General features: G+C 66.7%; 12 protein-coding genes. 4 read left to right on the forward strand and 8 right to left on the reverse strand.

All coding sequences use genetic code 11. From position 1 onward, the window contains the following. Together C8J24_RS01715 and C8J24_RS01720 are read right to left on the reverse strand one after the other, a co-directional pair. Positions 1-2,757: a response regulator gene (locus tag C8J24_RS01715; RefSeq protein ID WP_107929850.1), complete on the reverse strand. Its 2,757-nt coding sequence runs from the start codon at positions 2,755-2,757 to the stop codon at positions 1-3. A 325-nt stretch (positions 2,758-3,082) separates the two neighbouring features. After that, positions 3,083-3,841, reverse strand: a complete 759-nt coding sequence (locus tag C8J24_RS01720) for a competence/damage-inducible protein A (protein ID WP_037527778.1) — start codon at positions 3,839-3,841, stop codon at positions 3,083-3,085. A 52-nt stretch (positions 3,842-3,893) separates the two neighbouring features. Between C8J24_RS01720 and map the strand changes: the two genes are divergently transcribed. Further along, positions 3,894-4,721 carry a type I methionyl aminopeptidase gene (gene map / locus C8J24_RS01725; protein ID WP_107929852.1) on the forward strand — a complete coding sequence of 276 codons (828 nt, stop codon included), beginning with the start codon at positions 3,894-3,896 and terminating at the stop codon, positions 4,719-4,721. A 131-nt stretch (positions 4,722-4,852) separates the two neighbouring features. Here map and C8J24_RS01730 read toward each other — a convergent pair whose 3' ends face one another. Next, positions 4,853-5,275, reverse strand: coding sequence for a hypothetical protein (locus tag C8J24_RS01730; RefSeq protein ID WP_107929855.1), 423 nt, complete (start codon positions 5,273-5,275; stop codon positions 4,853-4,855). Positions 5,276-5,435: 160 nt separating this feature from the next. On the opposite strand from C8J24_RS01730, the gene purL reads away from it, so the two are divergent. From purL to bfr, 3 genes are all read left to right on the forward strand, one after another. After that, positions 5,436-7,655 carry a phosphoribosylformylglycinamidine synthase subunit PurL gene (gene purL / locus C8J24_RS01735; protein ID WP_107929857.1) on the forward strand — a complete coding sequence of 740 codons (2,220 nt, stop codon included), beginning with the start codon at positions 5,436-5,438 and terminating at the stop codon, positions 7,653-7,655. A gap of 93 nt (positions 7,656-7,748) precedes the next feature. Then, positions 7,749-7,919 carry a (2Fe-2S)-binding protein gene (locus tag C8J24_RS17765; protein ID WP_037527780.1) on the forward strand — a complete coding sequence of 57 codons (171 nt, stop codon included), beginning with the start codon at positions 7,749-7,751 and terminating at the stop codon, positions 7,917-7,919. Positions 7,920-8,012: 93 nt separating this feature from the next. Then, a complete protein-coding gene (gene bfr / locus C8J24_RS01745; RefSeq protein ID WP_042467738.1) occupies positions 8,013-8,528 on the forward strand; it encodes a bacterioferritin in 516 nt (171 codons plus the stop codon). A 54-nt stretch (positions 8,529-8,582) separates the two neighbouring features. On the opposite strand, the gene C8J24_RS01750 is transcribed toward bfr, so the two are convergent. From C8J24_RS01750 to C8J24_RS01770, 5 genes are all read right to left on the reverse strand, one after another. Then, positions 8,583-9,020 (reverse strand): Hpt domain-containing protein, encoded by a 438-nt coding sequence (locus C8J24_RS01750; protein ID WP_031441744.1) that lies wholly within the window; start codon positions 9,018-9,020, stop codon positions 8,583-8,585. 55 nt (positions 9,021-9,075) lie between these two features. After that, a complete protein-coding gene (locus tag C8J24_RS01755) occupies positions 9,076-9,357 on the reverse strand; it encodes a sulfurtransferase TusA family protein (protein ID WP_338110767.1) in 282 nt (93 codons plus the stop codon). A 3-nt stretch (positions 9,358-9,360) separates the two neighbouring features. After that, positions 9,361-10,749, reverse strand: a complete 1,389-nt coding sequence (gene der, locus C8J24_RS01760) for a ribosome biogenesis GTPase Der (protein ID WP_031395626.1) — start codon at positions 10,747-10,749, stop codon at positions 9,361-9,363. Positions 10,750-10,820: 71 nt separating this feature from the next. After that, positions 10,821-12,143, reverse strand: a complete 1,323-nt coding sequence (locus C8J24_RS01765) for an outer membrane protein assembly factor BamB family protein (RefSeq protein ID WP_056406153.1) — start codon at positions 12,141-12,143, stop codon at positions 10,821-10,823. Further along, the gene (locus tag C8J24_RS01770; protein ID WP_031441741.1) at positions 12,140-12,877 is read right to left on the reverse strand and encodes a tetratricopeptide repeat protein; all 738 of its coding nucleotides are present in this window, start codon (positions 12,875-12,877) and stop codon (positions 12,140-12,142) included. The genes C8J24_RS01765 and C8J24_RS01770 overlap by 4 nt, the downstream gene beginning before the upstream one ends. Positions 12,878-12,927: the final 50 nt, after the last annotated feature.

Below are 12,927 nucleotides of genomic sequence, written 5' to 3' on the forward strand. Positions count from 1 at the left end.
TTACCCTCTGGTCTGTCCGTCTGACGCGATCTGCATCAGCACAGGTCCTTCGGCCGCAGTCTCAGCCGGCGCTGGCCTGTCGATCGCCGCCCTCGACGCCGCCCTGACGACAGCCGAGCGCAGTGCCTCGACGCCATAGGGCTTCGGCAGCAGGATCGCCTGCGGATCCCACGGCACGAGCGCGACCTCGCTGTCGCCGGTTGCGAACACCACCCCGATTCCCGGCCGACGCATGCGGACCGCTTCGGCAAGCTCCGGACCGGACAGCCCGGGCAGATTGACGTCGCTGACCAGCACATCGACCGGGCGCGCCTGCAGCGTCGCCAGCGCCGCTTCGGCGCTGGCCGCCTCGATCACCGCCATGCCCAGATCGCGCAGCATCTCGGCCGCGCCCGCACGGATCGCCGCGTCATCCTCGACGAGCAGGACGCGGATCGGGACGTCTCCATCCGACCGCGGCGCATCCTCGTGACCCTCCGCCGTGCGCCGCCGCGCGCGCTGGCCGGCGAGAACCTGTTCGAACTTCCGGGCGAGCGCCTCGCGCGTATAGGGCTTGGACAACAGCTCGACGCCGACGTCGAGCCGGCCGCCATGCACGATCGAATTCTCCGTATAGCCCGACGTGAACAGCACCGCGAGATCGGGGATCCGCTCGCGCGCACGACGGGCGAGTTCGGGGCTCTTCAGCGTCCCCGGCATCACCACGTCGGTGAACAGCATGTCGATCGGCACGCCGCTTTCGATGACGTTCAGCGCACTGCCCGCGTCGACCGCTTTCAGCACGCCATAGCCAAGGTCGCCGAGCATCTCGACGACGGTCGCACGGACCTCGTCATCATCCTCGACCACCAGCACGGTCTCGGTCCCGCCGATGATCGGCCCACCGCTGGTCGCGACCTCGACGTCTTCGGGGCCCATCGCGCGCGGCAGATAGAGCTTGATCGTCGTGCCCTCGCCGACCTCGCTGTAGATCTTCACATGGCCGCCCGATTGTTTGACGAAGCCATAGACCATCGACAGGCCGAGCCCGGATCCCTTGCCCTCGCTCTTGGTCGAGAAGAACGGCTCGAACACCTTGTCGATGATGTCGGGCGCCATGCCGCTGCCCGTGTCGGTAACCGCCAGCATGACATATTGCCCCGCCGCGACCTCCAGATGGCCGCGCGCATAGGCGTCGTCGAGGCTGGCATTGCCGAGCTCGATCGTCAGCTTGCCGCGCCCCTCCATCGCGTCGCGTGCATTGATCGCGAGGTTGAGCAGCGCATTCTCGATCTGCGTCGGGTCGATGAACGTGTTCCACAGCCCACCGCCGACGACCGTCTCCACCTCGATCGCCTCGCCGATCGCACGGCGCAGCATGTCGTCCATCCCGCGCACGAACCGCGTGACGTTGACCACCTTGGGTTCGAGCGCCTGGCGTCGGCCGAAGGCGAGCAGCTGCGCGGCGAGCTTGGCGCCGCGTTCGATCCCCGCCATCGCGTTGCTGACCCGGCGCTCGGCGCGCACATTTCCGGCGATGTCCTTGCCGAGCAGCTGCAGATTGCCTGAGACGACCTGGAGCAAATTGTTGAAGTCGTGGGCGACGCCGCCGGTCAGCTTGCCGATCGTCTCCATCTTCTGCGCCTGGGCGAGCCCCGCTTCGGCAAGCCGGCGCTCCTCGATCTCGCGGATGACGCGCGCCTCGAGCGTTTCGTTGAGAACGCGCAACTGACGTTCGGCGCGTTCACGGTGGCTGATCTGTCGTTCGAGCTGCAGCGTGCGATTGACCCGCTCCTCGACGTCGAAGACCAGCACGTAGAAGCCATTGATCGCCCCATCGGGCTCGACCCGCGGGATATAGCGCAGCTCGGACGCGCGGTCGCCGCCGTCGCGGTGCGGCAGCCGCGCATCGGCGGTTACCGTCTCGCCGGCCAGAGCCCGGTCCATCATCGGCTGCCGTACCGCAAAGGCGGGCTGACCGATGACGTCGCGGACATGCCGTCCGACAACCTGGGCGGGTGTCAGCCCGACCCAGTCCTCGTAAAAGCTGTTGGCGAAACGATAGACATAGTCACGATCGATATAGGAAATCAGCACGGGCAGCGCGTCGGTGACGATCCGCAGCTCCGATTCGCTCCGCGCCAGCTGCCGTTCCGCCGCCACCCGCTCGCTATTGTCGATCACGGTACCCAGCACGCCGCCGACGCTGCCGTCGAAATCATGCACCGGGGTGTAGAAGAGGTCGAGCGTCACCGCGTGCGCCGCGCCGTCATGGTGCAGCGTCATCGGCTGGTCGCGAAACAGCATGACCTCGCCGCGCATCACCTCGCCCAGCACGTGGCGGTTGAAGTCCGCCTGCTCGGGCCAGACGTCGACGGCGCGCGCACCGATCGCGGCCGGATGCTTGCCGCCCGCGATCCTGGCATAGCCGTCATTATACAGCATCAGGCCGTCGGTGCCCCACATCAGCACCTTGGCGACGGGCGAGTTGACCACCGTATTGACGGTCGAGCGAAGCTGCGGGGACCAGGTGTCGATCGCGCCGAGCGGCGTCGCGCTCCAGTCATGCGCTCGTATCGCTGCGCCACATGCCCCGCCGGCGATCGGCCAGGCCACCGGGGTGGCGGCGCCGGATCGCCCCAGCCGGTCGCGCAGCAGCGTCAGGGTCTCAGCGGCAACCGCATCGGCGCTGGTGCCGGTGCCGGCAATTACCTGGGCATCGATGAAGCGGTCGAGTTCGGACGCGAGCACCGGGTTGCGGGTCTGTCGGGTAACCATGCCACCGGGGTAGCTCTCCGACCGCGCCTGTCAATCGCGCCTGGCATCGGCACCGGACTTGGCAGACGGAGCGAGCCGCGCGCACGACCGACGTGCACGCGGCGCAACGCCCCTCAGTCGAGGGGCTTGGTCACCGGCCGCCACATCACGAAGGCGAGCGCCACCAGCGGCAACACCGCCATACAGCCCACGATCATCAGCATCAGATTGCTTGCAGTCATCCAGCCTCTCCTTCGTATTTTTACGAAGGCTGACGGGTATTGCCGTGCTTTGCAAGCGACTTGGCCCAGCGGGCCGTCCACCAACCTGGAGTACGCCCGCGGCGTCAGATACCTTCGGGTGTCACCACGCGCCCGGTCGCCTCGAGCGCGCTGACCAGATCGGCGATGCAGCGATCGACCAGCGCGGCATCCGCACTGCGCACGACGAAATTCGCGCCCGTCCGGCCGTCGCGGAAAAACGGGTAGCTGCCGACCGCGACGCCGTCATGCGCCTTCTCGGCATCGCGCAGCAGGTCGGCGACTTCACTCTCCGCCACCCAGCAGCCGATCGTCTTCGACACGACCGGGCGTCCACCTTCCAGCGTGCCGGTGAGCGCGTCGAGCATGCCGGCGGTAATGTGCGGCACCCCCGCCATGATGAAGATGTTGCCGATCCGGATCCCCGGCGCGCCCGACACCTTGTTGTCGATCAGGTCGGCACCGACCGGCACGCGCGCCATCCGCGCACGCGCTTCGGTCAGCCCGCCGCGGGTCGCATAATAGGCCTCCAGCACCGCCATCGCGCGCGGATGATGCTCGACCGCGACACCCAGCGCCTCGGCGATCGAGTCGACGGTGATGTCGTCATGCGTCGGGCCGATCCCGCCCGTGGTGAACAGATAGTCGTTGCGTGCGCGCAAGGTGTTCACCGCCTCGACGATCGCCTCGGTCCGGTCGGCGACGACGCGCACTTCGGCCAGCCGGATGCCCTGCACGTTGAGCCAGGCCGCGATCTGCGCGACGTTCTTGTCCTGCGTGCGGCCCGACAGGATCTCGTCGCCGATGATCGTCAGTGCGGCCGTCCAGATGCGTTCCTGTGTCATGGCCCTTCGCATAGCCTCGCAAAAGTTGCGCCGCCACGCTATATCGCTCGCCATGACCGAATATGTAACCGTCACGTCCGACGCGCCGGACGCGCGCACCGGCGCCATCAAGCTCCACGGCCCCGCCGCCTTCGAAGGCATGATGAAGGCCGGGCGGCTCGCCGCCGAGACGCTCGACATGATCGTGCCTCACATGGTGCCGGGCGTGACCACTGCGGAGATCGACCGGCTGATCTACGACTTCGTCACCGCCGCCGGCGCGGTGCCGGCGACGCTCGGGTATCGTGGCTATACGCACAGCGTCTGCATCTCGATCAACCATGTCGTCTGCCACGGCATCCCGAGCGAGAAGACGCTGAAGTCGGGCGATATCGTCAATGTCGACGTCACGCCGCTGCTCGACGGCTGGCACGGCGACACGAGCCGGATGTACCTGGTCGGCGACGTACCGATCAAGGCGCGGCGCCTCGTCGAGGTGACCTATGAATGCCTGATGCTCGGCATCGAGCAGGCAAAGCCCGGCAACCGCATGGGCGACGTCGCTCATGCGATCCAGCGTCATGCCGAGAAGCACCGCTACGGCGTGGTCCGCGATTTCTGCGGGCACGGCGTCGGCCGGCTGTTCCATGACGCCCCCGAAGTCGTCCATGTCGGCAAGCCCGGCACCGGCCCCGAACTGCGCCCCGGCATGATCTTCACGATTGAACCGATGATCAACATCGGCCGCCCCGACGTTAAGCTGCTCGACGATGGCTGGACCGCGGTGACGCGCGACCGTTCGCTGTCGGCGCAGTTCGAGCACTCGATCGGCATCACCGAGACCGGCTGCGACATCTTCACGCTCAGCCCCAAGGGCTACACGCAGCCGCCCTACGGGTGATACGCACGCGGGGGCGCAATCGCCCCCTCCCGTCATCCTGACGAAAGTTAGGATCCAGAGCCGCAAGGCGCGTACCTCGTTACCCTAGATCCTGACGTCCGTCAGGATGACGACGCAGAGTGGGATGACGACTACAGGTCGCGGCAGAGGATCGCAGCCTTCCGCAACTCCACCTCGGCGCTTTCACCGGCGGCCGCATCGCCCTTCGCTTCGCCACCCTTGGTCTGCACCGTCAGCTCGGCCGGCCCCTCGATCCGGCACAGGATACCCTTGGGCGACTGGCTGCAGGCCTTCGTCGCCTTGTCATAGGCCGCCTGGGTCTGCTCGCCCGACGGCCGGACCATGAACGACACCATCGACGACCCGCCAAACAGATGCGATCCAAGACCCATCGTATTGACGCGCCATTCGGTGGCCCGCGCGGGCTTCGATCCGGCCTGCTTCATGTTAAGTTTGGGAGCAAGCCGCTCGCAAAAACTCGCCGGTGCCTGCGCGGGCAGTTGCATCGCCGTGCTCCCCAGCGCCGCAATAGCCAGTATCGACGCGATCTTCATTTTACCCCCCCGAATGACGACCGCCCTCCCATATACCGGGCGGTATCGGCGGGAAGCCTGACGCCGTTTCATGACATGGCAATTGCACGTCGCCAATCCCTCGCGCTTCGAGCAGGATCGACGCTGGCAAGTCGCCCCCCACCCCGCTAAAGCCCGCCCCATGACCGAGATCACACCGCAGATCGTCGCCGACCACGGCCTGTCCCCCGAAGAATATGAGTGCGTGCTCCACGCGATCGGCCGCGAGCCCAATCTCGTCGAGCTCGGCATCTTCTCGGTGATGTGGTCCGAGCATTGCAGCTACAAGTCGAGCAAGATCCACCTGATGAAGCTGCCCACCAAGGGCGAGCGCGTCATTTGCGGCCCGGGCGAGAATGCCGGCGTTGTCGACATCGGCGACAACCAGGCGGCGATCTTCAAGATGGAGAGCCACAACCACCCGTCCTACATCGAACCCTATCAGGGCGCGGCGACCGGCGTCGGCGGCATCCTGCGCGACGTCTTCACGATGGGCGCGCGACCGATCGCGAACATGAATGCGCTGCGCTTCGGCCGGCCCGATCACCCCAAGATGCGCCACCTGATCTCGGGCGTCGTCCACGGCATCGGCGGCTATGGCAATTGCGTCGGCGTGCCGACGGTCGGCGGCGAGGTGAACTTTCACGCGGCGTATGACGGCAACATCCTGGTCAACGCGATGACCGTCGGGATCGCCGATCAGGACAAGATCTTCTATTCGGCCGCCAGCGGCATCGGCAATCCGATCGTCTATGTCGGCTCCAAGACCGGTCGCGACGGCATCCACGGCGCGACGATGGCGAGCGCGGACTTCGGTGAGGACTCGGACGCCAAGCGCCCGACCGTCCAGGTCGGCGATCCCTTTACCGAAAAGCTGCTGATCGAGGCCTGTCTCGAACTGATGGCGACCGACGTCATCGTCGCAATCCAGGACATGGGCGCCGCCGGCCTCACCTCCTCGTCGGTCGAGATGGCATCGAAGGGCGGGGTCGGTATCGAACTCGTCATGGACGACGTGCCGCAGCGCGAAACGGGCATGACGCCGTACGAGATGATGCTGAGCGAAAGCCAGGAGCGGATGCTCATGGTGCTGAAGCCCGGCCGCGAGGCCGAGGCCGAGGCGATCTTCAAGAAGTGGGAGCTCGATTTCGCGGTGATCGGCCGTGTCACCGACACCGGCCGCATGGTGCTGACGTTCAAGGGCGAGACGGTCTGCGACATTCCGCTCGGACCGCTCGCCGACGAGGCACCGCTCTACGATCGCCCGCACGTGCCGACGCCCAAGCCGGCACCGCTCGAAAACGTGCCGCACAGCAACGACATCGCTGCCGATCTGGTGACGCTGATGGGCTCGCCCGACATCGCCTCGCGGCGCTGGATCTGGGAGCAGTATGACCACATGGTCGGCGCCGACACCGTCCAGCGCCCCGGTGGCGACGCCGCGGTCGTCCGCGTCCACGGCACGCAGAAGGCGCTTGCGATGACCACCGACTGCACGCCGCGCTATTGCTTCGCCGATCCCGTCGAGGGCGGCAAGCAGGCGGTCGCCGAGGCATGGCGCAACCTCACCGCGGTCGGCGCGCTGCCGTTGGCAGTCACCAACTGCCTCAACTTCGCCAACCCGCAGCGGCCTGAGATCATGGGCCAGATCGTCGGCTGCCTCGAGGGGATGAGCGACGCGTGCATCGCGCTCGACTTCCCGATCGTCTCGGGCAACGTATCGCTGTACAATGAATCCAAGGCGACCGGCGGCGGCTCGGCGATCCTGCCGACGCCCGCGATCGGCGCAATCGGCCTGCTCGCCGACTGGCAGAAGAATGCGACGATCGCCTTCAAGGGCTCGGGCGACATCATCCTCGCGGTCGGCACGCGGCACGGCCATCTCGGCCAGTCGCTGTGGCTGCGCGAATGCCATGGCCGCGAGGACGGCCCCCCGCCTGCGGTCGATCTGGCAGCGGAGCGCCGCGTCGGCGACCTCATCCGCAACGCGATCGCCGAGGGCCAGCTGTCGGCGGTCCATGACGTCTCGGACGGCGGCATCGCCGTGACCCTGGCCGAAATGGCGCTCGCAGGCGGCATCGGCGCGATGATCGACCGCAAGCAGCCCTTCGACTGCGCGCGTGCGTTCTTCGCGGAAGACCAGGGCGTCTATATCGTCACCGTCGAGGATCACGCGCTGCTCGACTTCCTCGGCGCTGCGCATGCCGCCGACGTCGAGGCCGAGCCACTGGGCCGCACCGGCGGCAAGCGCCTGATCTTCGAACGCCCCGACCGCGACGACGTGATCGCGCTCGACACGCTGCGCGCCGCGCATGAGGGCTTTTTCCCAAATTTGATGGGGGCAGACGCCGCGCTGGCCTGAACAACAACGCGGCATGAGGTGCGAATCAGACGCAAAAGCACTTGCGACTGGTTCGCATTATCGCTAATTGGAAGCTCTCATGAGGGAGCTTCCATGGTCGTCTGCGTCTGCAATGCCATTCGAGAATCCGACGTCCGCAGCTGCGCGCGGGGTGGGTGCACGACGCCCTGTCAGGCGTTCCGTTCGCTGGGTCGCCAGCCGAAATGCGGTCAGTGCACGTCGGTCGCCCGGGCGATCATCAACGAGGAACGCGCCGCAGCCTGACCCGGCGCGGCACCACATGGCGCGGTCCCGTCGCCCTTGCCGCCACGAACGTAAAACCGCTACATGCCGCTCAGAGGTGACGGAGTTATGGCAATGCGCGGCGATCCCACGGTAATTGATTTCCTGAACGAGGCGCTCAAGAACGAGTTGACCGCGGTCAACCAATATTGGCTCCATTATCGGATGCTCGAGCATTGGGGCGTCTACAAGCTCGCCCAGTATGAGCGCATGGAGTCGATCGATGAGATGAAGCATGCCGACTGGCTGTCGGAGCGCATCCTGTTTCTCGATGGCCTGCCCAATTTCCAGCTGCTCGGCCGCCTGCGCATCGGCGAGACCGTCGAGGAGGTTCTGAAATCGGACCTCGCGCTCGAGGTCGAGGCGACGATCCAGCTCAAGAGCGCGATCGCCTATTGCGAAGAGGTGAAGGACTATATCAGCCGCGACCTGTTCGCGCGCATCCTTGCCAGCGAGGAAGAGCATGTCGACACGATCGAACGCCAGTTCGAGATGATCGCGCGGATGGGCATCCACAACTACATCCAGCTCAACTCGATCTCCGAGCATGATTCGCCCAAGGCCGGCGCAGCACCCTATCTGAAGGGCTGAACCCGTCTGCCGGTCGTCGTCCGCGGCGACCGGCAACGCGCGCCGGCAGTGTGCTTATTCGGCGCCGAACCCCGATGGGACGGCACGCCGCCCGAACCCGCCCGCGGCGGGACGGCGAGGGACCAGCGGATTGGCCTCGCGCTCGAGCAGCGTCAGGGTCTCGCCGAACAGCGGCCGCAACCGTGCGACATGCTCGAGCGCGGCATCCGGGGTATCGTGAAGCTCGACACAGTCGCGTGCGATCGTTTCGATCGTCTCGGCGAGATCGGCCAGCGGCTCGGCGCCGAACTGGCGCGCCTCGCCCTTAAGGGTGTGGGCTGGAATGATCAGCGCCGCCGCGCTACCGGCGCGCATCGCCGCCTCGATCGCGGCGACCGACTTCACGCCGTCTTCGCGGAAATAGCCGAGGATGCGGATGAACCCGCCGCCAAGCTCGCTGCGGGCCTGTTGAAACGCCGGCCAGTCGACCAGGGTGTTTCCTTCGAATGACACTGACGCCTACTCCCGTTTGGCCGGCCCGCCATGAACGTCGACGGTCAGCCTATCGCTATTCCGTAAAGACATTGTTGCTGTCGGACCCGCGTGTCACGACAAATATTGGCGCGACTGGATCGGAAATGATCGCCATGTCCGCGCCCGCCGCCGCGGCGACCGCCGCCAGCTCGGCAGGCGCACGCGGATCATCGGCGCGGACCTCGATCCGAACACTGGCCGACATCCCGTCCGAGCCTGATCCCTCGCCCGCCTGACGCAGCGTTCTGGCCAGCCGCATCGCGGGCCAGGGGCACCGCATGCCCCGCGCGTCGATCCGGACCACCCCGGACGCCACCGTTTAGTAGCCGCCGCCGCCGCCGCGATTATCGTCGTACGGGTTCTTCGGCGCGCGGAACATCAGCCGGACCGGCACCGCGCCGAAGCCCAGATCCTTGCGCATCGAATTGACGAGATAGCGCTCATAGCTCGCGGGCAGCTGGTCGACGCGCGTGCCGAAGATCACGAAGCTCGGCGGACGCGTCTTGACCTGCGTGACATAGCGCATCTTGATCCGCTTGCCGCCCGGCGCCGGCGGCGGCGTCGCCTCGATCGCGCGTTCGAACCAGCGGTTGAGCTCGCCGGTGCCGACGCGCTTCGACCAGGCGTCGCGCGTGTCGAAACACGCCTGGAGCAGCTGGTCGATGCCCTTGCCGGTCGCGCCCGACACGGTCATCACGGTGACGCCCTTGACCTGGCTCAGCCCGTCCTCGAGCGCGCGCTTGACGCCGTTGAACAGCGACGACGCGCTCTCGGCGATATCCCATTTGTTCAGCGCGATGACGAGCGCACGGCCCTCCTGCAGCACCTTGTCGGCGATCCGCAGATCCTGCGCCTCGAGCCCCAGCGTCGCGTCGAGCAGCAGCACGACGACCTCGGCGAAGTCGACCGCGTGCAGCGCGTCCTCGACCGACATCTTCTCGAGCTTGTCCTGGACCTTGGCACGCTTGCGCATGCCCGCCGTATCGATCAGCCGCACCTTGCGCGATTCGCCGCCGGTCGGATGCCAGTCGTAATCGACGCTGATCGAATCGCGCGTGATGCCGGCCTCGGGACCGGTGATCATCCGGTCTTCGCCGAGGATGCGGTTGACCAGGGTCGACTTGCCCGCGTTCGGACGTCCGACGATCGCGAGCTTCAGGGGCCCCTCATATTCATTGTCGGGCTGCTCCTCCGGAACCTCGTCCTTGCCTTCGAGCAGCGGGAGCAACGCCTCGAACAGGTCGCCCATGCCCTCGCCATGCTCGGCGGACAGCTCGACCGGATCGCCGAAGCCGAGCGCCAGCGACTCGAGCACGCCGTCATTGCCCGCGCGGCCCTCGGCCTTGTTGGCGACGAGCACGACCGGCACGTCGGCGGTGCGCAGCCAGCGGGCGATCTCCTCGTCGAGCGGCACGATGCCGGCGCGCGCGTCGAACAGGAACAATGCGACATCGGCCTGGCCGACCGCAGCCTCGGTCTGCTGACGCATCCGCCCGGGCAGCGTCTGCGCGTCGTGATCCTCGTATCCGGCGGTATCGATGATGCGGAAATCGAGCCCGATCAGCGACGCATCGCCCTCGCGGCGATCGCGCGTGACGCCGGGCCGGTCGTCGACCAGCGCGAGCTTCTTGCCGACGAGGCGGTTGAACAGGGTCGACTTGCCGACATTGGGGCGGCCGACGATTGCGACCACAGGGAGTTTGGACATGCCGTGCCCTTAGCGCGGGAACGCTCCGTCGTCACCTGTTACCCCTCTCCCACCGGGAGAGGGGTGATGGCTCACCGATAGGCGGTGATCTTGCCCTTCTGGTCGAGCGTGTAGAGCGTCGAGTTTGCGACGATCGGCGGCAGCGTGAACGGCGTCTTGGTCTCGATCGTGCTGCCGACCGCGCCATCGCCAGGATTGACCGAAACGATCTCACCGCGCGAATTGGTCAGGATCAGGCGTCCGCCCGCCAGGATCGGGCCATACCAGGTCACCGGCCCCTTCTTCTTCTTCTCGTTATCGAACCGCTGCAGCTGCGCGATCCAACGTGCCTTGCCGTTCGATCGCGACAGGCAGACCAGCCGCGCATCGTCGGTGACCACGAACAGCCATTCGCCCGCGATCCAGGGGGTCGAGATGCCCGCGAAATTCTGTTCCCACAGACGCTGGCCGGTCGAGAGTTCGAGCGCGACCATGCGCCCGCCCTGCCCGACCGCATAGACACGGCCGCCATCGATGACCGGGGCCGCGTCGATATCCGACAGGCTCGACACCGATGTGGTGATCGACGTGCGCGACAACGCGTCCTGCCACAGGATACGGCCATTCTCGTAGCGATAGGCGCTGAGCTCGCCGCTCGAGAACCCCGAGACGACCGTGCCCTGGCTGACCGCGGGTGCCGCGACGCCGAACACGCCCTGCGTCTCGAGCGTGCCCGACTGGACCCACTGGACCTTGCCGTCGCCCTGGTTGAGCGAGAAGATCTGGTTGTCCTGCGTCAGGACATAGACCGCACCGTTCGACACGGTCGGCGAGCCACGCAGCGGGCCGCCGGGCTTGGCCCGCCACAGGATCGCGCCATCCGACGCGTTCATCGCGACCACGTCGCCGACGCCGTCGGTCGCATAGACCTTGCCGTCGTCATAGCTCACGCCGCCGCCGAACCGCGCAGACTGGTTGATCTTGCCCTCGGTGATCGGCGTGGTCCACAACGCCCCGCCGGTGTCGGACTTGAACGCATGCGCGACGCCGTGGACGTCCATCACGAACAGCTTGTTCTCACCGACGACAGGCGGCGCGGCCATGCGTTCGCGGTTGGAGCCACCGTCGATCGAGGCCTGCCATGCCTTGGTGGGCTGCGCGGCGAGCGCAAGCTGGCCCATCGACTTGGCGGGATTGCCGCCCGGCTGTGCCCAGGCGTCGTTGACCGAGGGGGCCGGCAGGAGGACCTGCACATCGGCGATCGTCGCGTCGGTCTCGACCCCGTTTTCGGAGGTCAGGATCGATACCCGGTTTCCGACCGTAGGGGTCTTCTTGACGCCACCCTTGAAGATGCCGCAGCCGCTCAAGGCCATGAGCGCAGCCACCGCGACCGTCACCCGATAAGACTTCGTCATTGCGCGTTGGTATCCTCGTTTGATGCAGCAGCAGCGGCGGTCCCGGCCGTCCCGGTGCTGGCAACGGCGTCGACGCCCAGTACACCGGCCATCTGAACAGCGCGTTGACGAATCGTCTCGGGCACGCCGGGATCAGCCGCGATCTGGCCGAAAAGCGTCCCCGCCTGCTTGGTCTGGTTCATCCGGACATAGGCGACCGCGACCATCTCGCCCGCGCTGCCGAGCCATGGATTGCCCGTGACCGCGAGCGGACGCAGCCGCTCGACCACGACCTGCGGCTTGAGCGTGTCATATTCCGCCGACGTCTGCCGGACCAGCGCCAGGTCGCGGAACGGCTTGGCGACCGACGTGTCAGCGGCGATCGCCGCCAGCTTGGCCGCAGCGCCCTTCATATCCTCTTTCTGGAGAAGGATATCCGCTTCCGTGAACCGCGCGAGCGCGCTGTACCCGGCGCGGTCGGACGCGGCGAGCTTGGTCAGCGTCGTGTTCGCCTCGGCGACCTTGTCCGCGGCGAGCGCGTCATAGGCGGCCTGGAGCTGCTCGCCCTCGACACCCGCCTGGGTTTCGGTGCGATGCTGATAATAGAGGAATCCGGCCAGCGCGACGAGTGCTGCGACCACCCCGAGCGCGACCCATTTGCCCCAGGTCGTCCAGAAACCCGCGAGCTGATCGCGGCGCAGTTCTTCGTCGACCTCGCGGAGGAACGCTTCATCGGTTTTCGGCGGCAGGGCCAAGGGTGACTCCGGAGACAAAGGGAGGAAAGGAAATCGGGGGATGGTGGAAT

Source organism: Sphingomonas aerolata, from assembly GCF_003046295.1.
Lineage (GTDB): Bacteria > Pseudomonadota > Alphaproteobacteria > Sphingomonadales > Sphingomonadaceae > Sphingomonas > Sphingomonas aerolata.

What these genes read in the sequence shown, in the direction of transcription:
- C8J24_RS01715 (WP_107929850.1), bottom strand. Translation starts at nt 2,757, where the DNA reads ATGGTTACCCGACAGACCCGCAACCCGGTGCTCGCGTCCGAACTCGAC.
- C8J24_RS01720 (WP_037527778.1), bottom strand. Translation starts at nt 3,841, where the DNA reads ATGACACAGGAACGCATCTGGACGGCCGCACTGACGATCATCGGCGAC.
- map (WP_107929852.1), top strand. Translation starts at nt 3,894, where the DNA reads ATGACCGAATATGTAACCGTCACGTCCGACGCGCCGGACGCGCGCACC.
- C8J24_RS01730 (WP_107929855.1), bottom strand. Translation starts at nt 5,275, where the DNA reads ATGAAGATCGCGTCGATACTGGCTATTGCGGCGCTGGGGAGCACGGCG.
- purL (WP_107929857.1), top strand. Translation starts at nt 5,436, where the DNA reads ATGACCGAGATCACACCGCAGATCGTCGCCGACCACGGCCTGTCCCCC.
- C8J24_RS17765 (WP_037527780.1), top strand. Translation starts at nt 7,749, where the DNA reads ATGGTCGTCTGCGTCTGCAATGCCATTCGAGAATCCGACGTCCGCAGC.
- bfr (WP_042467738.1), top strand. Translation starts at nt 8,013, where the DNA reads ATGCGCGGCGATCCCACGGTAATTGATTTCCTGAACGAGGCGCTCAAG.
- der (WP_031395626.1), bottom strand. Translation starts at nt 10,749, where the DNA reads ATGTCCAAACTCCCTGTGGTCGCAATCGTCGGCCGCCCCAATGTCGGC.
- C8J24_RS01765 (WP_056406153.1), bottom strand. Translation starts at nt 12,143, where the DNA reads ATGACGAAGTCTTATCGGGTGACGGTCGCGGTGGCTGCGCTCATGGCC.